Source organism: Luteolibacter sp. Populi, from assembly GCF_040801775.1.
Classification (GTDB): Bacteria; Verrucomicrobiota; Verrucomicrobiia; order Verrucomicrobiales; family Akkermansiaceae; genus Haloferula.
The window spans coordinates 3,712,337-3,734,317 of the sequence record NZ_CP161812.1; the positions used below are offsets into that span (position 1 = coordinate 3,712,337).

The 21,981-nt window shown below is 59.0% G+C and carries 16 protein-coding genes, 1 tRNA gene and 1 pseudogene; 13 read left to right on the forward strand and 5 right to left on the reverse strand.

Annotated elements, in window-relative coordinates; all coding sequences use genetic code 11:
- Positions 1–207 precede the first annotated feature (207 nt).
- Entirely contained in the window at positions 208–726 is a 519-nt protein-coding gene (locus tag ABWK72_RS15155) for a cupin domain-containing protein (protein ID WP_367870412.1), read from the forward strand.
- A gap of 82 nt (positions 727–808) precedes the next feature.
- Here ABWK72_RS15155 and tkt read toward each other — a convergent pair whose 3' ends face one another.
- Entirely contained in the window at positions 809–2,794 is a 1,986-nt protein-coding gene (gene tkt, locus ABWK72_RS15160; protein WP_367870413.1) for a transketolase, read from the reverse strand.
- A 201-nt stretch (positions 2,795–2,995) separates the two neighbouring features.
- Here tkt and ABWK72_RS15165 point away from each other — a divergent pair.
- Positions 2,996–3,070 (forward strand) — tRNA-Glu (locus ABWK72_RS15165).
- Between the two features lie 280 nt (positions 3,071–3,350).
- Here the strand turns inward: ABWK72_RS15165 and ABWK72_RS15170 are convergent.
- Positions 3,351–3,776: an RNA recognition motif domain-containing protein gene (locus tag ABWK72_RS15170; RefSeq protein ID WP_367875348.1), complete on the reverse strand. Its 426-nt coding sequence runs from the start codon at positions 3,774–3,776 to the stop codon at positions 3,351–3,353.
- A gap of 308 nt (positions 3,777–4,084) precedes the next feature.
- On the opposite strand from ABWK72_RS15170, the gene ABWK72_RS15175 reads away from it, so the two are divergent.
- From ABWK72_RS15175 to ABWK72_RS15215, 9 genes are all read left to right on the forward strand, one after another.
- A complete protein-coding gene (locus ABWK72_RS15175) occupies positions 4,085–5,206 on the forward strand; it encodes an acyl-CoA desaturase (protein WP_367870414.1) in 1,122 nt (373 codons plus the stop codon).
- Positions 5,207–5,495: 289 nt separating this feature from the next.
- Positions 5,496–6,866 (forward strand): sigma-54-dependent transcriptional regulator, encoded by a 1,371-nt coding sequence (locus ABWK72_RS15180; RefSeq protein ID WP_367870415.1) that lies wholly within the window; start codon positions 5,496–5,498, stop codon positions 6,864–6,866.
- A 54-nt stretch (positions 6,867–6,920) separates the two neighbouring features.
- Positions 6,921–8,693 carry an ATP-binding protein gene (locus tag ABWK72_RS15185; RefSeq protein ID WP_367870416.1) on the forward strand — a complete coding sequence of 591 codons (1,773 nt, stop codon included), beginning with the start codon at positions 6,921–6,923 and terminating at the stop codon, positions 8,691–8,693.
- Positions 8,677–9,288, forward strand: coding sequence for a response regulator (locus ABWK72_RS15190; RefSeq protein ID WP_367870417.1), 612 nt, complete (start codon positions 8,677–8,679; stop codon positions 9,286–9,288). Before ABWK72_RS15185 ends, ABWK72_RS15190 begins: the two co-directional genes overlap by 17 nt.
- 417 nt (positions 9,289–9,705) lie before the next feature.
- The gene (locus tag ABWK72_RS15195; protein WP_367870418.1) at positions 9,706–10,794 is read left to right on the forward strand and encodes a ribonucleotide-diphosphate reductase subunit beta; all 1,089 of its coding nucleotides are present in this window, start codon (positions 9,706–9,708) and stop codon (positions 10,792–10,794) included.
- A 66-nt stretch (positions 10,795–10,860) separates the two neighbouring features.
- A complete protein-coding gene (locus tag ABWK72_RS15200) occupies positions 10,861–11,238 on the forward strand; it encodes a four helix bundle protein (protein WP_367870419.1) in 378 nt (125 codons plus the stop codon).
- Positions 11,239–11,341: 103 nt separating this feature from the next.
- Positions 11,342–14,623: a ribonucleoside-diphosphate reductase subunit alpha gene (locus ABWK72_RS15205; RefSeq protein ID WP_367870420.1), complete on the forward strand. Its 3,282-nt coding sequence runs from the start codon at positions 11,342–11,344 to the stop codon at positions 14,621–14,623.
- Between the two features lie 70 nt (positions 14,624–14,693).
- On the forward strand, positions 14,694–15,881 hold the full coding sequence (locus ABWK72_RS15210; RefSeq protein WP_367870421.1) for a 5'-nucleotidase: 1,188 nt from the start codon (positions 14,694–14,696) through the stop codon (positions 15,879–15,881).
- Entirely contained in the window at positions 15,874–16,749 is an 876-nt protein-coding gene (locus tag ABWK72_RS15215; RefSeq protein ID WP_367870422.1) for a hypothetical protein, read from the forward strand. The genes ABWK72_RS15210 and ABWK72_RS15215 overlap by 8 nt, the downstream gene beginning before the upstream one ends.
- A 276-nt stretch (positions 16,750–17,025) precedes the next feature.
- Here the strand turns inward: ABWK72_RS15215 and ABWK72_RS15220 are convergent.
- Both ABWK72_RS15220 and ABWK72_RS15225 read right to left on the reverse strand, forming a co-directional pair.
- A pseudogene (locus tag ABWK72_RS15220) lies at positions 17,026–17,095 on the reverse strand.
- Positions 17,096–17,750: 655 nt separating this feature from the next.
- Complete coding sequence (locus ABWK72_RS15225; RefSeq protein ID WP_367870423.1) at positions 17,751–18,785, reverse strand: Fic family protein; 1,035 nt, start codon at positions 18,783–18,785, stop codon at positions 17,751–17,753.
- A 774-nt stretch (positions 18,786–19,559) separates the two neighbouring features.
- Between ABWK72_RS15225 and ABWK72_RS15230 the strand changes: the two genes are divergently transcribed.
- Both ABWK72_RS15230 and ABWK72_RS15235 read left to right on the forward strand, forming a co-directional pair.
- On the forward strand, positions 19,560–20,603 hold the full coding sequence (locus ABWK72_RS15230) for a formylglycine-generating enzyme family protein (protein ID WP_367870424.1): 1,044 nt from the start codon (positions 19,560–19,562) through the stop codon (positions 20,601–20,603).
- A 136-nt stretch (positions 20,604–20,739) separates the two neighbouring features.
- Entirely contained in the window at positions 20,740–21,138 is a 399-nt protein-coding gene (locus ABWK72_RS15235; protein WP_367870425.1) for a hypothetical protein, read from the forward strand.
- 153 nt (positions 21,139–21,291) lie between these two features.
- Here the strand turns inward: ABWK72_RS15235 and ABWK72_RS15240 are convergent, their stop codons facing one another.
- On the reverse strand, positions 21,292–21,864 hold the full coding sequence (locus ABWK72_RS15240; protein WP_367870426.1) for a hypothetical protein: 573 nt from the start codon (positions 21,862–21,864) through the stop codon (positions 21,292–21,294).
- Between the last annotated feature and the right edge of the window lie 117 nt (positions 21,865–21,981).

Sequence of the window (21,981 nt, forward strand, 5' to 3'; positions counted from 1 at the left end):
TCCGCATCGGGAGCCTCCTCGAAGAGCTTCAGCAAATCTGACGAAGAGCCCAAAAAAGCGCTCCCTTCTCCCGCAGAGCGCGCTTCTGAAAATCCGACCGCTCTGTTAGATCGCCTTGTCCGGGGGGCGACGCGCTCCTTAATCATGCCGGCCTGCTTTCCTCACGCACAATCCATGCTTTGCTTAACCGATTGATCCGCTCTTCCCATGTCCCGCTCCCCTCAAATCGAAACGCACTTCTTCGCCGACGATGGCCGCACGCCCAATAACGCCACCCTCCCTCTGATCGTCTTGCGGCACACGGAAGCCGCCGAGGCGGACAACCCCGCCGAGTGGTTCGAGAAGCGCTTCACCGCCCACGGCTGGGGAAGCACCTGGCGCTGGCACGTCTATCCCTACCACCATTACCACAGCACGAACCACGAGGTCCTCGGCGTCTCCAAGGGCTCTGCCACCCTGATCCTCGGAGGCGAAAAGGGCCGGGAATTCCAAGTAAGCACCGGCGATGTCCTCATCCTCCCCGCCGGTCTCGGCCACATGAGCCTTACCGCAACGGAGGACTTCCAAGTAGTGGGAGCCTACCCCCGTGGCGACAAGCCCGACCTCATCCGCGCCGGCGAAGCCAATCTCGACGCAGCCCGAGGACGCATCGAAAAGGTGCCGCTGCCGGACCTCGATCCGGTGTATGGCGCAAAAGGCCCTCTCATGGAACACTGGCGCTGTTAGTAGCGCACCGATCTTGCTCCAACAAAAAGCGCGCCCCCCCTTTCCGGAGAGCGCGCTTCTGAAAATCAGTGCAGGCCCGTTGTTAGAGCGCCTTGGCAGCCTCTACGACGTGCTCCTTGGTCATGCCGAGTTCCGTCATGACGGTGTTGCCCGGGGCGCTGATGCCGAAGCGGTCGATGGCGAGGACCTTGCCGTCGAGGCCGACGTATTTCCACCACAGGCCGGAGACGCCGGCTTCGATGGCGATGCGCTTGGTGCAAGCCTTCGGTAGCACGCTTTCCTTGTAGTCGCCGCCCTGGCGGTCGAAGCGCTCGAAGCAGGGCACGGAGACGACGCGGACACCATCGCCGAGTTCGGCGGCAGCGGCGATGCAGTGCTGAAGCTCGGAGCCGGTGCCCATCAGGATCAGCTTGAGATCGCCGGTCTCCTTCTTGGCGACGTAGGCACCGCGCAGCACGCCATCGCGGCGCTCGTCGACGGACAGCTCGTTCATCAGCGGCACCGTCTGGCGGGTCAGGCTGAGCAGGGTCGGGCCATCGGTGCGGAGCATCGCGGCGACGAAGGCGCCGGCGGTTTCCTCGGCATCGGCCGGGCGGATCACATCGAGATTCGGGATCACGCGCAGGCCGCTGACGGTTTCCACCGGCTGGTGGGTCGGGCCGTCTTCACCGACGCCCACGGAGTCGTGGGTGAAGATGTAAGTGACCGGCAGCTTCGAGAGCGCGGCAAGGCGGATCGAGGGCCGGACGTAGTCGGCGAAGACCAGGAAGGTCGCACCGCTCGGACGGAAGATGCCGTCGTAGGCGATGCCGTTGCAGATGGCGCCCATGGCGTGCTCGCGGATGCCGAACCAGATGTTCCGGCCGCCGGGGTTCTCGGTGGAGAAGTCGCCGCCGTCCTTGATGTAGTTCTTGGTCGAGCCGTAGAGGTCGGCCGAGCCGGTGATGAATTGCGGCACCGCCTTGGCCAGCGCCTGCACCACCACGCCACCCGCGCCGCGGGTCGCGTCCTTGTAGTCCCCGGCGAAGGCCGGGATCTTGGCGGAGAGGTCGCTCGGCACCGACTTGGCCACGCCGGCATTCAGCTCGGCGGCCAGTTCCGGATTCGCGGCGGCCCAGGCATTGTAGGTCTCCTGCCACGCATCGAAGGTCTTCTTGGACTCGGCCTTCACCTCCGCGAAGTGAGCATAGACATCGGTGGAAACGTAAAAGTGCTCGTCGGCCGGCAGGCCGAGACCCGCGCGTGCTTCATCGATGAACTTCGCGCCGCCTTCGCCGTGGGCGCTGGCGGTGCCCGCCACCTGCGGGATGCCCTTGCCGATCAGGGTCTTTGCGATGATCACCTTCGGGCGGCCGTTCTTGTCGGACTTGGCCTTGGTGATCGCCGCGGAGATCGCAGCCAGATCGTGGCCGTCGATGGTGACGGCGTCCCAGCGCTGGGACTTGAAGTAAGCCTCCGCGTCCTCGTCCTGGGTCTTGACCGCCATGGCGTCGAGCGTGACGTCGTTCGAATCGTAAATGAGGATCAGGTTATCGAGGCCGAAGTGGCCGGCGAAAGCGATCGACTCCTTGGCCACGCCTTCCTGAAGGCAGCCATCGCCAAGCAGGGCGAAGACGTGCTGGTCGAAGATCACGTGGTCCGCGGTGTTGAACTTGGCCGCGGCACGCTTGCCGGAGAGGGCGAAGCCGACGGCATTGCCGACGCCTTGGCCGAGCGGGCCGGTGGTGGCTTCCACGCCGACGGTCTCGAAGGACTCCGGGTGACCCGGCGTGTGCGAGCCGAGCTGGCGGAAGCGCTTCAGCTCATCGAGCGGCAGCGCGTAGCCGGAAAGGTGCAGCCAGCTGTAGAGGAACATCGAGCCGTGGCCGGCCGAGAGGATGAAGCGGTCGCGGTTGAGCCACTTCGGGGCGTCCGGGAAGTAGCGCAGGCCGCCACCACCATAGAGCACCGCGCCGACTTCCGCACAGCCCAAGGGCAGGCCGAGGTGACCGGAATTGCAGGCGTGGACGGCGTCCATGGCGAGGCCGCGGGCCTGGGTGGCGGCTTGGGAGAGGATGGCGGTGTTCATGAGCAAGAATCGTTCGGAAATATGTCGGACAGGGCGGGCAGGGTAGGTGGCGGAAGCCCGCTGGCAAGCGGCAAGCGGGCCAGCATCCTTGCATGCCAATGATGGTATGAATGCGACAGGCGCATAATTGATGCCCCTTTTTTCTTGCCAAGGCATCCCCCGCGCCTAATTTTCCGCCCGCCGCACACGGCACGATAGCAAGACCCGTTCGTCTAACGGTTAGGACTCCAGATTTTCATTCTGGCAATAGGGGTTCGATTCCCCTACGGGTTGCCACTCTCTGAAAGCCGCTCCACGAGGAGCGGCTTTTTCGTGTCCCGATGGACCGATGGAAACACCGGGAGCCGGGAGGGCGGGGATCCCAGGGCTACTTTTACTCCAGTCCGGTATGAAGGCCTTCATACCGGACTGGAGTAAAAGTAGTCCCCGGGGGATCCCCGGATTTTAGCCACGCCGGACCGGACCCTTCTACTGCCAAGAGCAAAGAAAAAGCGGACTCCCGTGAGGAAGTCCGCTTCTGAAATCGAGGTCTAGCTTGGCGAGCTAGCAGCAAGGCTTACCAGCGCTTGCCACCACCGCCGCCGCCACCGCCGCCGCCGTAGCCGCCCTTGCCGCCACCACCGCCGCCGCCACCGCCACGGCGATCACCGCCGCCGCCGCCACCACCGTAGCCGCCGCCACCACCGCCACGGCGGTCGCCACCACCACCGCCGCCGCCACCGTAGGACGGACGTTCTTCACGGGGGCGGGCTTCGTTCACGGTCAGGTTACGGCCGCCGAAATCCTTGCCATCGAGACCGCGGATCGCGGCTTCCATGCCTTCCTTGCTGCCCATGGTCACGAAAGCGAAGCCACGAGGGCGGCCGGTTTCACGATCCATCACGAGGCTGACCTCGGAAACAGGGCCGAATTGGCCGAAGGCTTCGCGCAGCTCATCTTCGCCGGCGGAGAAGGGCAGATTGCCCACATACATCTTGCTCATTTTCAATCAGTGGCCCGAACTATCTCTGTCTCTTCTTCGACTGTTCCCGCGAACCGGGTTTCAAATCACCACTGAATTCTAATTCACCTGATGACCCTCCATGCCTTGAATATGCCAGGGCGGCGAGCGCGAGGGCACCATGACTCACTCGCGCCGGGTGGCAAGCACCGAATTTTTGTGACAATCCTCCGTGAATCCACGCAGCCTGCCGCCAATCTTCTAAAAGAATGCCTTACAAGGGCTGAGTATCATTGACCGGGACCCCGAAAGCGGCTACCCTCTCTCACCCTCCGGGGTAAAACTACTACATGAAATTGCGAATCCCTTTCGAGCGGGTGGACTGGATCAATACCGGGTTCCTCGCGATGATCAGCCTGCTCGCCGTGATCGCCGCACCGGCCTTCCTCTGGTTCTACGACGCGAACGCCCTCATCTGGAGCATGTTCGGGTTTTACTGCATTGCCACGGGGATGAGCATCACGCTCGGCTACCACCGGCTCTTCTCGCACCTGTCCTTCAAAGCGAAGTGGCCGGTGAAATTATTCACCTTGGTCTTCGGGGCCTGCGCCTTTGAGAACTCCGCGCTGAACTGGGTCTCCGACCACCGCCGCCACCACAAGCACGTGGATCACGACGATGATCCGTATGACATTTCCAAGGGCTTCTTCTGGGCCCACATCGGCTGGATCCTCTTCAAGACGACTCCCGAGCCGCCGCTCGACAACGTCCAGGACCTTCAGAAGGACAAGCTGGTGATGTGGCAACACCGCTGGGACAAGCTGATCGCCCTTTTCGTGGGCCTGATTCTTCCGGGCGTGCTCGGTTACTTCTCCACCGGTGATTGGACCGGCGCCCTCGGCGGTTTCCTGATCGCCGGCGTGCTGCGGGTCTTCGTGGTGCAGCAGTGCACCTTCTTCATCAACTCCCTCTGCCACACCATCGGCAGCCGGCCCTACTCGACCAAGTGCAGTGCCCGCGACAGCTTTGTCATGTCGCTCGTCACCTTCGGCGAGGGCTACCACAATTATCACCACGAGTTCCAGCACGACTACCGCAATGGCGTGAAGCCGTGGAACTTCGACCCCACCAAGTGGTCGATCTGGCTGCTCTCGAAGGTCGGTCTGGCCAGCGACCTGCGCCGCGTGCCGGACACCAAGGTGCTGCTCGCCGAGATGGCGGAGGCCCGCCGCCGCGCCGATCAGGAGCTCGCCAGCCTGCATGCCGCCAACGATCACCCGTGGCGCGACAAGGCGGTGGAATCGATGAATTCGCTCATCGACCGCCTCACCGCGAATTATCACGAGCTTGAGAAGGCGATGACGGACCGCGTGGACCTGTCCCGCAAGGCGCTCCGCAACTGGAGCCGCGAGACCCGCCAGGTGCTCGATCACCTCTCCGCGATCCGCCGGGGTCGTGAGGTTCCTGCGTGATTCCTTCCGCTCACCGCTGATTTCCCGGGCCGCCCTGCTCCACGTAGGGCGGCCTTTTTCTTGCAAATCGCACGGGGAGCAGAACGCCATGATGTCCGATTTTTGCCCGAAATCGTGCGGATCGCCAATTGCAATTTGCAATTCAAGGGGGTTTGAGGTAGCTTTCTGCACGATCCGCAGCCCTTTCACGGAGCCCTCCCAACTTCCGAAGCCGCTAACCCTCAAGGAGGGAACTTCAAAAGGCGCGGCGGCACGCTGACTGTTAGGAGGGAGTGGTAACCCGCCCGTCATGGACATCCTCATTGTAGACGACGAACAGTCGATCCGCCTCACCACCTCCCTCGCCCTGGAGTCAGAAGGGCACTATGTCGAAACCGCGGAGGACTCGGCGTCTGCCCTGCGGCGGCTGAAGGAGGAGGATTTCAATCTGGTGTTCCTCGACCTGCGCTTGGGCGACGAGGACGGCCTGAAGGTTCTGCAGGAAGTGCTGAAGCAGAACCCCCGGCAACTGGTCACGATTTTCACGGCCCATGCCTCGGTCTCGACGGCGGTGAAGGCCACGCAGTTGGGAGCCTTCGACTATCTGGAGAAGCCCTTCACCCCGGACCAGCTCCGCGCGATCCTGGCGAAGGCGCACAAGGCCATGCAGACGCAGGTCGAAGTGGTGCGTCTGCAGGAGACCGTGCAGGAGCTCAAGACCGAGGCGAAGCACAGCTCCCCTCCCCTGCAATTCCGCTCGGACGACGAGCGGACCCAGCTCGAACTGGAGACCCTTTTCCGCGCCGCCGCTTCACCCGCTTCCGTGCTGATCCTGGGGGAGAGCGGCACCGGCAAGAGCGTGATCGCCAAGGAGGTCCACGACCGCAGCCACCTGCGGGACAAGCCTTTCGTCACCGTCAGTTGCCCCAGCCTTTCCAAGGAACTGCTGGAGAGCGTGCTTTTCGGCCACATCAAGGGCTCCTTCACCGGAGCGATCAAGGACACCTGGGGCAAGGTCCACGTGGCCGAGGGCGGCACCCTTTTCCTGGACGAGATCGGCGAGCTGCCGATGGAGATCCAGCCCAAGCTGCTGCGCCTGCTGCAAGAGCGCGAGTACGAGCGTCTGGGCGAAAACAAGGTGCGCGAGAGCAACGTCCGGATCATCGCCGCGACCAATCGCGACCTCGCTGCCAATGTGGCCGCCCGCACCTTCCGGGAAGACCTCTACTACCGGCTGAACGTCATCAGCGTGACCGTCCCGCCGCTCCGCGAACGGCGCTCGGACCTGGTGCGCTTCGCCAATGACTACCTTTCCTTCTTCGGGAGCCAGATGGGCCGCAAGATCGACGGCTTTTCGGAGTCCGGCCGCCAGGCGCTGCTCCGCCACTCCTGGCCCGGCAATCTCCGCGAGCTCCGCAATGCGATCGAGCGCGCCGCCATCCTGGCGCGCGGCACGAAGATCGAGGCGGAAGACCTGCCAATCCCGGTGGCCGCGGAAGTCCCCACCGCCTCCGGAACTGCCGCGCCGGTGATCGGCGGCGAATACAGCATCGATCACATCGAACAGACCCACCTCCGCGAGGTGCTGCGCTGGGCACCCACTCTCCAGGACGCCGCCGCGATCCTCGGCATCGACAAAGCCACCCTCTATCGCAAGCGCAAACGTTTCGGCATGGACTGACGCCTTCGACCTATTTGGATGTTACGAACCCGGCTGTTTTACGGTCTCTTGACCTTGATTCTCCTTCTGTGGGGAGTCGGGGCGGCGGCGCTTGTCCTGGTGCGGGAAGCCTACAAGAACTACGAGGAGATCCTGGGGGCCAATTATCCCGCCATCAAAACCGCCCGCAGCTTCCACACGCTGACGGCGAACACCGATGCCTACTACGTTTCAGGGCTCGCCGGCGAGCCGCCGTACAAGACGCCGGAACGAACCGTCTTCGATCTCAACCAAGGTCTCATGTCCGCGGCGATGGCCTCGCTGCGGGACACCAATGACGATCCCGCTTGGCAGGATGTGCTCGACCGGCTGCAAAGGACGCTCGGGATTTACAGCGATGAATACGAACATCTGCTGGAGGGCGGGGTGGAGACCCGCGACCAAGCCGACAAATTCATCTCAGGACTGAGCCGCCGCACCCAGGACATTGCCGAGCAGTGCGACAGCCTTTTCCTGCTCGCTGAGGAGCGCCTGAAGGCAAGTGCCGTCGAGGAACGCCAATCGGCGAACAACACCCTTTTCGTGGTCGTGCTGGTGCTGGTCGGCACGGCGATCGCGGTCTTCATCTATTACCAGCTGGTCCGCCATCTGGTGGACCCGGTGGTCGGCCTGCAGCGCTCGATCGACGAAATCCGGAAGGGGAATTTCGAACTCACTTTGGCCGAGCCGGGCAACGATAGCGAGTTCCGGGGCGTGGCCGCGGCCTTCAACGACATGGCCGCCGAACTGCGCCTGCGCCGCGGCGAAACCGACGAGCGCCTGATGCGCACCAACCTGGTGAACCGGGCGATCCTGGAGGCGATTCCCTCGCCGGTGTTCGTGCTCGGCGACGATGGGCGGATTCTCCAGATCAACCCCGCCGCCGAGGCCCTGACCGAGAATCTGGGCATCGCCAACCGCCTGCCTGCCAAGATCCAACGCATTCTCGATGAATCCGCGGAGTCCGGGGAAAATCACCTGCCGGACGATCCGCGGGAGGCGCTGCTGTTCCGGATCGGCGAGCGCGAATTTTTCTACCTGCCGCGGATCTTCAGCTTCACCTCGGAAGATGGAGTCTACTCCGGCCGGGCGGTGCTGCTGCACAATGTCACCCGCATCCGCTGGCTGGACGATATGAAGACCAACCTGCTCTCGACGGTGAGCCACGAGGTCAAGACGCCGCTGACGGGGATCCGGATGGTGCTGCACCTCTTGCTGGAGGAGCGCTCGGGGAAGCTCTCGCCGATCCAGAAGACGATGGTCACTTCGGCCAACGACGACTGCGAGCGCCTGCTGACCACCCTGAACACGCTGCTCGACCTGTCACGCGCGGAGAGCGGGACGACGCATCTCGAGCGGGTGCCGGTAGCACTACAGGAAGCGCTGAGCCGGTCGGAGCGGCTCTTCGCGCCGAAGGCCTCCGCCCGCAATGTATCGATCCATGTCGAGAGCAACGGGGCCCTGCCGGATGTGAGCGCGGATCCCGTGCGCCTCGACGAGGTGCTCAACAACCTGGTTTCCAATGCGATCAAGCACAGTCCCGAAGGCGGCACGGTGACCCTGCGCACCAGCCAGCCGGATGCCGATCACCTGCGGGTTTCGGTGATAGATCAGGGAGAAGGGGTGCCGGAGAGTTCGCAGAACCGGATTTTCGAGCGATTCTTCCGTGCGCCGGGGCAAACCGCCGAGGGGGTGGGACTGGGGCTATTTATTTGTCGCGAGATCATGAGAGCGCACGAAGGTCGGATCGGCCTGCGCGAAAGGACGGAGGACCAGACCGAATTCTTTATCGATGTACCCATCGCCTGAAAGCAAGACCGCCCCGCCCGGGACCCGCTACAAGGTTCTGGTCGTCGATGACGAGCCGACCTTGCGGCTGGGTTTCTCCTACGCCTTGTCCGATCACGATACGGACACGGCGGCGAACGGCTCCGAGGCGCTGGCGAAGTTGGACGAATCCACCTACGACATCATGATTCTCGACCTGCGGATGCCGGATATTGACGGCTTGCGGGTGATCGAGTCGCTGCGGCGGCATGGCAATCTGATGCCGGTCGTGCTCTGCAGTGCCGCGATCACGCCGTCCGCGGCGCTGCGGGCGATCACCGGACAGGTGGTGGATTTCCTGCTGAAGCCGGTCCAGCCGGCGGAATTGCGCGGGGTGGTGAGCCACGTTCTGGCGCCGGGGAACGACCCTTTCGCGGTGGCGATGGCTTTGGCCCGCGCCGGGCGCCACGAGGAGGCAATCATCCGGCTGCAGGAGATCGATGGAGCCCACCCGCAGACGAAGGCCTGGCTCGGGATCCTGCGGGCGATCCGCGGCGGCGGCCTGGAAGGCGAGGCGGCGGCCTTCGGGAAGCTGGAGCGGGATGGCTTGAGCGCCTTGGCTTACAAGGCGGGCTGAGGGGTTCGTAAAATTTTTAGCCGCTTCGTTCCCCATCTTTCCGGGATTTGGCGAAATCCGGGCTGATTTGCGGCCTAACATTTTGAAATTCCGGGCAAGGGCGGCGGCGGGCTGAATGGTTCGGAGAGGTGTCGGAAAAATTTAGGACGCTAGATGTTGTCCGCCGCGATTTTGCGGTCCTTTCACGATTCCTTCATTTAGCGGGCACTGACGGATCGGGCGGAGCTTGTCAAGATGACTTCGAAATGGTCGGTACACCACAGGTGGTATTGTTAATAATTTGTGGATACAATATGGACAGAATCGGCTTGAGGTTTGCTCTCCACTCAGGCAGCATTTTTCACGCTGTGCCAACGCCGCCTGCCTTCCCCGGACGGCCTGAAAACGCCCTGAATCCTTTGCCCTAGCCGCCTCCTAATGTCCGCCACCACCACGATCACCCTCGGAAATCGCAGCTTCATTCTCGATCGCGAAAAGGCCGAGCAGGCCTTCGCCGCCAAACGCGTCATCAATGGCCGCGACACCATGTTCTTCAACATCCTCCCGCTGAAGTACCAGTGGGCGTACGACCTGTACAAGACGATGAAGAACAACCACTGGGAGCCGGAGGACATCACCATGCAGAAGGACGTCGAGCAGTGGCGCTCCGACGAGATCAGCGATGTGGAGCGGTGGATCATCAAGATGGGGATCGGCTACTTCTCGGCCGCCGAGGGGATCGTGGGGGACAACGTGCTGCATGTGGTCCGCGAGGTGGTGACCGCCCCGGAGCTGAAGCTGGTGCTGGGCCGCCACGCGCATGAGGAAAACATCCACGCGGACAGCCTGGTCTACATGCTCTCCTCGCTCGGCCTGAACCCGCACGAGTGCGAGGCGATGTTCGAGGATGTGCCTTCGATCACCGCGAAGAACCATTTCGTGGTCTCCAACAGCCGCGCGCTGCGCCGTGACATCGACCTGACCGTCACCGAGAATAAGCAGGCGCTGGCGAAGAACATCTTCCTCTTCGGCCAGGTGATGGAGGGGACCCAGTTTTACGGGCTCTTCGGGATGATCCTGAGCCTCTACCGCCAGAACAAGTTCCCGGGCATCGGCGCGATGTTCCGCTACACGCTGCGGGATGAATCGAACCACATCGAGGTCTTCCGCAACCTGCTGATGGACCTGATCGACGAGAATCCGGACATCTGGACGGAGGACTTCCGCGATGACCTGCGGAACACGATGAAGGAAGGCATCCGCCTGGAGAAGCAGTTCATCCGCGACTGCCTGCCGGTGGCCGGCCTTGGACTCAACTCGGTGGATTTCGAGACTTATATCGATTACATCGCGGACCGGCGTCTGACGTCCTGCGGCCTCGCGCCATTGAATGACTCCGTCAACAACCCGTTCCCGTGGTTGGCGGAGATGATGGACATCAAGAAGGAGACCAATTTCTTCGAAGGTCGGGTCACCGAATACCAAAAAGCTTCGGCGCTGTCCTCGGTGGACGATGACGAACTCTGATCCTTGGCCCGAGTTTGCTGGTTTTCAGTGTTCAGTTTTCAGGAAAGGCAGAAGAGCTAAAACGTTATGGCTGTTACCACATTTGAAGATCTCGACGTCTGGAAGCGCAGCTGCCAGCTCGCGGTGGACGTGTGCGTGGCCTTGAACGATTCCCGTGACTACGCACTGAAAGACCAGATGCAGCGCTCTGCCATCTCCGTTCCTTCCAACATCGCTGAAGGAGCTGAGCGCGACAGCGACGGCGACTTCATTCGCTTCCTCCGCATCAGCAAAGGCTCCTGCGGAGAACTCCGCACCCAACTCTACATTTCCGAGCGCGTTCGCCAGAAACTTGGCCAGCCGTCCTTGGAGGGCTCCCGCCCGATGATTCAGGAAACCCGCGAAATCTCCGCCATGCTGCAGGGCTTGATCCGCAGCATCGATTCCCGCCGGTCTTCTTCCTGAAAACTGAATACTGAAAACTAGCAAACTTCAGTCCCGCTTCCACACACACGCTTCGCCAAAGTCAAAGTCCGGCTTCCTTCCTCACACACCCATTCTGTCGCACATGTACCGCTCCGTTAATCCCGATGAGGACCAGATCCTCAAGCAGGTCATCACCGACCGCTTCGCCCTTCCTATCGCCGATCGCGCCTTTTTCTGGCGCGACGTGCTGCCGTCCGAGAAGCGTTTTCCCATCGCGGAAATTATCGTCACCCGCGGTACTACCGACACGCAGTTTTCTTTAGAGGATGTGGCGGATGCGATCGGCGATTCGCTGGCGGACTTGCTGATTTCCCGCAGCCAGGACGAGACTTCGATCTTCTCCGACGTCAACCGCCAGTTCGTCTCGGATGTGGCCCACAGCGTGGCCGCCTCGCTGACGAGCTCGCTTTCGAAGTCGATCGATGACGGCGGCCGGTTGCGCCTCTCGGAGGCCGACCTATATTTGCTGATCGAAAAGGCACTCCTTGAAAACGAGGCATACGATGTCGCGAAGTCGCTGGCTTTCCGTCGCTCGATGGAAAAGACCGGCACCGTCGATGTCCATGTCGGCCCTCACGCCCTGCCGGTGCGGCTGATCCGCCGCAGCGGCAACGTGGTGCCGTGGTCGGAGACGAAGATCGAGATCGCGGTGCGCAAGGCCTTCCTGACGATCAAGGAGAACCCCGAGCCGGCGATCGATGTCGCGAAGGGTGTGACCGACCGCATCCGCCGCGGCGACCAGTCCTTTGTCCACATCGAGGACGTGCAGGACATGGTGCAGGAGGAGCTGATGCGCCAGGGCCACTTCAAGGCCGCGACCCACTACGTGCGCTACCGCGATGAGCGCGCCCGCTTGCGCCGCGAGGAAGAAGCGAACGCGGAAGATCCGAACCAGGAGCTGATCATCACCATCACCAATGACGAGGGCGTGTCCTCGTTCTGGGATGGCACGGACCTTCGCAAGCGCATCGCCTACGCCTCGATCGGCCTCGACCTGTGCATCCCGGATGCGGAGATCGAGCGCGAGCTGCGGCGCTCGGTGGGCTCGGAGATCTCCGAGAAGGATCTGAAGAACACGATCATCCTGAATGCGAAGGCGCTGATCGAGAAGGATGCGGATTTCGCGAAGTTCGCCGGCCGGATCCTGCTGTCCTTCATCTATGAGGAAGTGCTCGATTGGAGCATCTCCCGCGATGGCATCGACAAGCTCAAGCAGGCCCACAAGGTCGCCTTCAAGAGCTACCTGAAGCACGGCGTCGCCATAAAGCGCCTCAGCCCGGAGCTGCTCGATACCTACGACCTCGACAAGCTGGCCGAGGCCTTCGACCCGACCGCCGACCTGGACTTCGACTACCTGGGCATCCAGACGATGTATGACCGCTACCTCATCGTCGATAAGACCGGCGCGAAGCAAAAGCGGATCGAGACCCCGCAGTTCTTCTGGATGCGGGTGGCGATGGGCCTGATGAAGAAGGAAGAGAAGGACCGCGAGAGCTGGGTGATCCGCCTCTACAATCTCTACAAGGGCCGCCGCTTCTGCTCCTCCACGCCGACGCTCTTCAATTCCGGGACGCTGCACAGCCAGCTTTCCTCCTGCTACCTCTACAAGGTGGATGACTCGATCGAGAGCATCATGATCCGCGGCATCGCGGAGAATGCCTTCCTCAGCAAGTGGGCCGGCGGGCTCGGCGGTTCGTGGACTTCGGTCCGCGGCACCGGCGGCTACATCCAGGGCACGAACGGCGAGTCGCAGGGCATCATCCCCTTCCTGAAGCTGCACAATGACCAGCTCGTGGCGGTGAACCAAGGCGGCAAGCGCCGCGGTTCCGGCTGCGCCTACCTGGAGACCTGGCACAATGACATCGAGGACTTCCTCGAGCTGCGGAAGAACACCGGCGACGAGCGCCGCCGCTGCCACGACATGAATACCGCGAACTGGATTCCGGATCTGTTCATGAAGCGCATGGAAGACCGCGGCACCTGGACGCTTTTCCGCTCGAATGAAGTCCCGGACCTGCACGATCTCTACGGCAAGGCCTTCGAGCAGCGCTACACGGAATACGAAGCGATGGCCGCGGAGGGCAAGATCTGGTCCCGCCAGCTGCCGGCGATCGAGCTGTGGAAGACGATGCTCAAGACCATCTTCGAGACCGGCCACCCGTGGATCACCTTCAAGGATCCCTGCAATGTCCGCTCCCCGCAGGACCACGTCGGCGTGATCCACTCCAGCAACCTGTGCACGGAGATCACGCTGAATACCTCCGAGGAAGAGACCGCGGTCTGCAACCTGGGCTCGGTGATTCTGGATACCCACATCACCCGCGATGGCGCGCTGGATCACGCGATGCTGAAGGAGACGATCACCGTCGCCATCCGCGCGCTGGACAATGTCATCGACATCAACTTCTACCCGACCGCCGCTGCCAAGACGGCGAACACCCGGCACCGCCCGATCGGGCTGGGCGTGATGGGCCTGCAGAATGCGCTCTACAAGCGGAACCTTGCCTTCGCCTCGGATGCCGCGGTGGAGTTCAACGACGAGTTCATGGAGGCGATCGCCTACTACGCCTACAGCGCTTCCAGCGACTTGGCGGCGGAGGTGGGCACCTACTCCAGCTACAAGGGCTCCAAGTGGGACCGCGGGCTGATGCCGCAGGACACGGTGGACCTGCTGGAAGACGAGCGCGGTCGCAAGATCGATGTCCCGCGCGGCGGGAAGATGGATTGGTCGGTGGTCCGCGACAAGATCGCCAAGCACGGCATGCGGAACTCGAACGTCCTGGCCATCGCGCCGACGGCCACGATCTCGAACATCATGGGCACCACGCCCTGCATCGAGCCGAACTACAAGAACCTCTACGTGAAGAGCAATCTCAGCGGCGAATTCATCGTCCTGAATGCCGAACTGGTGAAGGACCTCAAGAAGGCCGGCCTCTGGGGCCAAGAGATGCTCGACCAGCTCAAGTACTTCGATGGCGAACTCGACGCCGTCGAGGGCATCCCGGAGGTACTCAAGCTTAAGCACAAGACGGTCTTCGGCATCGGCCACGAATACATTGTGGACGCCGCCGCCCGCCGCCAAAAGTGGATCGACCAGTCCCAGTCCGTGAACCTGTTCCTGGCCACGCCGGACATGAAGACGCTGAGCCACATGTATCGCCGCGCCTGGGACAAGGGCCTGAAGACTACCTACTACCTGCGGACCCTGCAGGCTTCGAACGTCGAGAAATCGACCATCGAGGTGCAGAAGGAGCAACGCGGGCACATGGCGGCTACTACGAAGAAGACCGCCACGGATGCGGAGAAGATGGCCTGCTCGATTGACGCGATGATGAACGGCGGGACTTGCGAGGCTTGTCAGTAAGGAGGCCGTAGCCTCGTCTTGGCAGGCATCGGCTTTGTTTCCGCAGCACAACCAGAAATCAATTAAAAATATGGGCTACAGCTTGGAGCAACATTTGGTTCTGGGGATCGCTTCAAGCGCGTTATTCGACACGCGGAAGGAACATGAGATCTACTCGACGAAAGGACTGGACGCCTACGTTGATTACCAAATCGAGCATGAAAATGAACCATTTGCCCCAGGACCTGCGTTTCCTCTCGTAAAGGCGTTGCTAAAGCTTAATGCGGCGCAACAGATCCGTCCGATTGAAGTTGTGGTGATGTCGCAAAACGAACCGGCTGCGGGACTGCGGGTGATGAATTCGATAGAGCATCACGGCTTGAACATGACACGAGCTTGCTTCACCGGAGGAGCTAGTGTGGCCAACTATTTGCGCTCGTATAACGTCTCACTTTTCCTTTCTAAAAACAGGGAGGATGTTGAAGCAGCTCTAAAAGAGCGGATTGCCGCTGGTTGGCTGTATGACGCTCCGCTAGGCAAAATTCTGTATGATGAGGCGCTTCGAATAGCCTTTGACGGAGATGCGGTAATTTTCTCCGATGAATCTGAGAAGATCTATCAAGAACGGGGAATCGAAGCATTTAAGCTTCATGAAGAAGCAAATGCGGGTCAGCCGATGCCTAAAGGTCCATTTGCGGACTTCCTCCAATTGCTTTCTGAAATCAGCAAGCAGAAGGGGCTGGATGGCGAGGAGCTGGTGCGAACTGCAATTATTACAGCGCGTAACAGTCCTGCTGACAAACGTGTTATTCACACCTTGAGGGCATACGGCATCCGGATCAACGAATTGTTCTTTATGGGCGGAGTTGCCAAAAGCGAAGCACTTAAGGCTTTCAAACCACACATCTTTTTCGACGACCAAGAAACGCACGCCAGTCCCGCCTCTCAATTTGTCCCGTCAGCTCTCGTTCCAGTCAGAAAAGTGCCGGTTCTTGAAAGCGACTTGGAAGAATTAACCACTTCAGGTAGAATTTCAAAAAGGTCTTTTGAAGTCCAAGCTCGATCTATTTTGAAGGGGTATGTGCCGCTTTCAGGGGATCGATTGGATGACCGTATGCGAACATGGATTAATGATAAATCAGAAATGACTTCGGCCGAGCGATGGAAGTGTCTCGAAACCCTTAAGAAATACGATCTCACAAATTTAGGTTTGGCGGATGTCACATTGAATCGCGACGGAGTTGTCGATGCTGGCGTTAAATTGAGGAAACTTGAGTAAGCAATTAACAGCTTCACGATTTAAGGAGCTTGCTTCAGCATGCCTGCAGCGATCTTGCCGCGCATTATCTTCAGAAGGATATGTTGACATTCAAAAATTATGTGCCGGATTTGGGGCGGAAATTGTATTCCGCCCTTTGTTATGCGAAGGTTTAATCGGAAGAAGAAATTCTAATGAAAGCCCGTGGATAGTTGCAGTCGATTCAGAGACTTTCCCAGAAGAAGCGTTATTCGACTCCTCCCATCGGCTATCCAATCGATTAAGGAATACTATAGCCCATGAGTTAGTGCACATCTTGAGCTTTCGCCTCGAGGAACTTGGAATAGATATACCTCAAGCCCTCAAGGGCATGCCCAATAAAGATATCGTGGCGGCTTTAGAGACGGAAACAGAGAGCTTATCGCCTCTGATGCTTCTTCCCACTTCAGCTCTTAACGAGCTTAAGAATGTCCACTCAATTGACGGGATTGTAGATTTTTGTGTCCGGAAACGTGTTTCCACACAAGTTTTTATACAACGCCTTAATTTGCTTGCTAGAACGGGGGAAATTCTGAATTGTCCGATTCTTAAAAATTGCATTATTGGAATATGTGATTCAAATCGATTCCGTCCTTGGCCTATGTATTATCGTTCTGACGATAATCTAATTCCTGCTTTCGTCCACGATCTTCTTGAGAAGAAAATTGTACATATAACAAGCCATTTCGAGAGTTGGGATTCAAAAGATTCCTTACCCTCTTATTCGGCAATGCTTAATGTTGGAACAGATAGGAATCGAAATGGAGCCTTGCGTGCTGGTAGATTATTTGTCCAGCGACGCAAACGGTCCCAAAAGTTATTTTACGTTTCCATCAGGCCTTGCAACTAATAAAAATACCTTCGAAATAAAAAGAGGGGGAAGCAAAGCTTCCCCCTTTTTCTAGTGCGAATCAAAAACTTTCGCGAGGTGGGTCGAGCCTGCAATTTAAGTAGTGGTCGGTCGCTTCGTTTTCAAGATCATCTTCCGCTTGTGGGTCACAGTGAGCCCTTGCTGGGGTTATGAACATTTTCTTGCAGTTGGGACAGATTACAGCTCTGACCCAGGCTTCTTGTTCGACATCCAAGATACTCTGGATGACTATGTGAGGGGTGTTTCCGCTCATGAGGCGAAACAAGGGAATCGAACCCCAACCTCTCCTTTTTTACAAGGAAGCGCTCACCACGAGCTCTTTCGCAAAATTCGACAACTTTTGCTATCGTGTTGGAATCATACACACAAAGTCGACTTTTGTCAAGTCTATTCTGTTATGAGCGAAAAGCTCGAGCTGATTAGGGTCGATAGTGATGTGTTGATGGCGAGTAACATCTTAAAAGTTTAACCACGGGCTCGCGGACCAAGCGGTTATCACTTCCGACGCCACCGACAATAGCACCAAGTCAGTCCTTGGACTTTGAATGCGGGGTTTCGGAGACAGCGTGAAGCGGGGCCAGTCTTCAAAAAATCACGTTCGGGCGAGCGGGTCCTCAATCGCGAGGAGCGGGCTGTAATGGATGTCTATGAGACCGTTCCGATGCTTGAGAGCCAGGATGGCTTTGCACGGGTTCTGGCAGAGCGGCGTAAATCAGCAACGGGTGGATCAACTCCTTCGAGCTAATCGGGGGCGCCACCTCGGTCGAGACCCGCTCAACGCGAGCGGTCGGTGTAGGACCGACCGCCGCGCACCACGGCTTCCCGAGCACGGGAGTTGCAAATCCTCGCGACGGGATCTTACATTCCGGAGGGTCTCGGATCATCCTCCTGACTTCCCTCGGGAGGCTTCAAATCATTAATGATGGTGTTCCTATCCGAGGACTATGGGTAGATAGGACTCAGCTTAGTTACCAGTTGATTCAAATTTTGCTCTCGTTAGCCGGGGAATCTTCTTGCTTTGAGGCAAGGTCTCGAATTTCGGAAAATGCTCGCTCCCATTGTTTGAATACAGCTTCAATGTAATAGGTTATCCACTGTGTCAGATCTTCATTCTCATTGTACCAGTTTGTTTGTCCCGAAAACAGGGCGGCAAAATAATCGTTCCGACCATCTAATATCACTTGGTCGATGGGATAGAATCTGGCAAAATGATAACCGCAAGCCTCAAGTAGGTATGTTGAAAGCAGTCGGGCTGTGCGACCATTCCCATCTTGAAACGGATGAATCGCGAGGAAATCTAAAATGAATTCGGCAATTATTATTAATTTCGAATGCGATGCAAGCTTATCGGCGTCGTCGAACGCTTTGCAAGTCCGCTCACAAGCGGCCGCTAGATATCGCTTTGCTTTAGGATACGGCAAGGTGCTGACATTATAAAATTGCCGTTCATCATCAGCAATGAATACTTCGGACGTTTTGAAGCAACCTGCGATTTCCGGTCGGGAAGATTCGAACATTCGGCGGTGCAGTTCCAACACGAAGTCAACACTTAGAAGAGGACGACGCGGATTGGATAAAGCCCAAAAATAGGCTAAAGAGATGTCACGCTCCGCAGATTGACGTAGATCAAGCTCCTCAGAGGTTTGCCCACGGGCACGAGTAACGGCATGATAGATGGCTGGAACCTGACTGGCTTGAACCCCTTCATTCTCGATTCTACTGCTAGCGTGAACAGTATGAACAATATTCCATACTGTTCCTGGATCATCTAGAGACCATGTATTAAGCTCTTCTTTCGTCTTATTGCTCGCACTGAAAATCTCTACTCGCGACTGGGCCAAAACCTCAAGCTTCCCAAGGATCCAAATTGGAAGCGTATACCTGCGCCGAGTCTTTTGCGGAGTCTCAGATTCTGGATCAAGGATCAAGCTTTTGGCCGTGGAATTGGTTGCCTCGACCTCGTATTCTTCAATTCCGCCCTCAGGACGAAGACGAGTGTGAATTTCTTTCGGCATCGACCCATTTGACCGATTCGAGGCCCGTAGCTCAATCGAAAAAGAATCCAGATTCCCGTCCTCGTATGCGCATGCCTCGATTCAAAACACCCCGCGTCTCTCTCCGTCGCCTATCCCGCCGCGTCTCACATGTGGTGGACTGGAGTTTCATTTTCGGCGATGAGGGAAGGACGAGTTCTTCGAATTTAGGCCGACCTCTCCGTCGATCAGCCGCCTTTCCGGGTTGATGAGCAGCCATCCTTTGCTTGGCAAGGATCGCTTCCTTGTTCTAAGCCCGCGCGCGATGCTTTCTCATGAACCGATTGAATGGCCGGATGAAGTGGAGCTGCTGGTCCGATCGTCTGGAGAGCGAATCGGCCGAGCGGGTCCTTAGCCGCGAGGAGCGGGCGCTGATGGAAGTGTTAGGACATCGTGCCACTGCTGGAGAGCCAGATGGCTTTCAGGGCTTCTGGCAGAGCGGAGTGAATCGCCAGCGGGGGATTGCCTCCGCCGAGCTGGTCGCGGCGACTACGTTGGTTGATCCGCTTAAGGCGGCCGGTGGTGCGAGACCCGCTCGGAGGACCGCTGCGGGGGACCAGGGAGGGACACCTCAAGACCAAACGTTTAGGTTGGTTCATGCCGGAACACATCACTCAATCTTTTGCTCCTGTGAATCCCGACCGCTGGTGTAGACCTTGATGATTTTTCTCGCGCATCAACCGATGCCCTCAATAGCTTCTCCACACCGCACAAGCTTGCGGTTATTGAAACATAGTTAAAAATCAACTCTTCTGTATGCTCTCCGCTCCTCGATTTTTGGTCTACCTTTTCTTCTCATGGCTTTGGCTGCAAGAACTTCATGCTGCGATTTCGATCGATACAGTATTGGTGGATCATCCGACTTCAAATGTCCCTTACGATTACCGGATCGGGACTTATGAGGTTACCAATTCGCAGTATGCTGCATTTCTAAATGCTGTTGCCACGGTAGATCCCCACGGCCTCTATCACACTGCCATGGCGAGTCCCACCATTGTGGCTCAGGGCGGGGGAATCCAACGATCCGGGTCGTCAGGTTCGTATCGATATACAGTTACTCCCGGAGGAGGGAACTATCCTGTGAGGATTGTCAGCTTTTACGATGCCGCCCGATTCTGCAATTGGTTGACAAACGGACAGCCCGTCGGACCCCCGGATTTGAATACGACCGAGAGCGGCATGTATTTTCTCGGCGGAGTCAGTCAGCCCCCGAACAATCAAGTCGTCCGACTCATGAATTTTAATAGCGGGGGGAACGGGGTAGCGCTCCCCACTCGCTACGAGTGGTACAAGGCGGGCCACTATGACCCTTCAAGGGGGCCCTTGCACCAAGATTATTGGTTATATGCGACCCAATCGGATGAGGCTCCTCTCGCCATTGGACCGAATGACACCTTCGCCAACAGCGCGAACTACGACAACGGCGTGGGCGGATTGACCCCTGTAGGTAGCTATGAGCTGGCGGCCAGTTATTTCGGCACCTACGATCAATCGGGCAATGTGTGGGAAATCTTCGAGTCCTTTTGGGACAACGGTAGTGGGTCGAATATCCGGCGCGAGGGCGGTGGTAGTTACGGCGCGGCTGCGGTTCACATCAGCACGAATTACGCCTCGTCGTCGTTCCCGTATCAAGAATACACCGACATGGGCTTTCGAATCGTTTCTACGGCACCAATACCGGAACCAGGATTGGCGGGATATGCCTCTGCCTTCGCCTGCATGCTCGCTTTTAGGCGGAGAAGAAGGGCCTCGCCCAAGCAGCCTGCCCTCCCTTCCGGCATCTCGGGTTTGGAATCTTGAGCGAGACAGGTGTCGATTGGAATGCCGGAAGATGCCGAACCACCTCTCGCGTTCGATCGCTGCCGTTACGGATTGAGGCGCAATTCTCGTTTCGTTTCGCTTGGCAGCATTGGCCTGCCGTTCTAAGCCCCGCGCGATGCTTTCCCACGAACCGATTGAATGGCCGGATGAAGTTGAACTGCTGGTCGATCGTCTTGAGAGCGAATCGGCCGAGCGGGTCCTGAGCCGCGAGGAGCGGGCGGTGATGGATGTCTATGAGACCGTGCCGGTGCTGGAGAGCCAGGATGGCTTGCACGGGTTCTGGCAGAGCGGGGTGAACCAGCAGCGGGTGATCGGCTCCTTCGAGCTCATCGGTGCCAGCACCCTGGTCGATCCGCTCAATGCCAGCCGTTGGTGCGAGACCCGGCCGGAGGACCGCAACGAATACAGCGAAACCGAGGAGGAATACCTCTCCACCATTGAAGAAGAGCTCTTCGAGGGGATGGACGAGCTGCCTGACCTCGTGCTGGCGTTTATCGAGGAGGAGCTTTCTTGAAGTGCCGAGTGATCAGTGAGCAGTGGAAGACGTCCCGGGGGGAGGACGTCAGGAGTGGGACGGCGCGAATGGGTCTGGCGGCGTGGTTTCGTGAAGTGACACGCCCCCAGCCTGACCGCTCGGAGAGCGGTCCCTGCCTGCTGAAGTCCCTGCCTACTTCAGCGCGGTGCGGAGGACGCGGCCGTTGCGGTCGAGTTCGGCGGTGAAGACGCCGTTGCCGGAGGAGCCGGGGTAGCCGACCCAGACCCAGGATTCACCCTCGAAGGAGATGCGCTTGGCCTGGGGCGAGCCGAGCTCGGCCTCGATCTGGCTGACGTGCTTCATGCGCGAGAAGCGGCCGGGATCGCGGCTGGCACCGGCGACGTGCGAGGTATGGAAGGGGGTGGCGAGGGTGTTCTTCCGCTTGTTGATGTGCGAGACGGAGCGACGGACGATGCCGCTGCGGTCGTATTCGACGCCGAGGGAATTCATGACGATGTCATTGGTGCCCATGACGCTGGCCGCCCCCATGCCGACGCCGCTGGTGAGCCAGTTGGCGATTTGCCGATCGCCCTTGCGGTCGGAGAGCGGCGGGGCTCCAAGCTCTGCCTGAAGTTCCTGATAGGTGGTTTTTCCGATCTGGACGGAGGCGGCGGCCTGCGGGATGGAGCCCTTCCCGGTGACGGGGATGGTGCAGGAGCTGAGGGCAATGGCGAAGAGGGCAGGAAGGATGAGGCGCTTGAGCATGGGGCTGGTTAGCCGAACGGAACTGAGGTTTGAACCACGGAATTTGCGAAATAGGCGAAGTCGAGCGGCAGCCTGAGGAAGGACGGGGCGAAAGGTTTGCTTTCCCTGAAGAGTGAG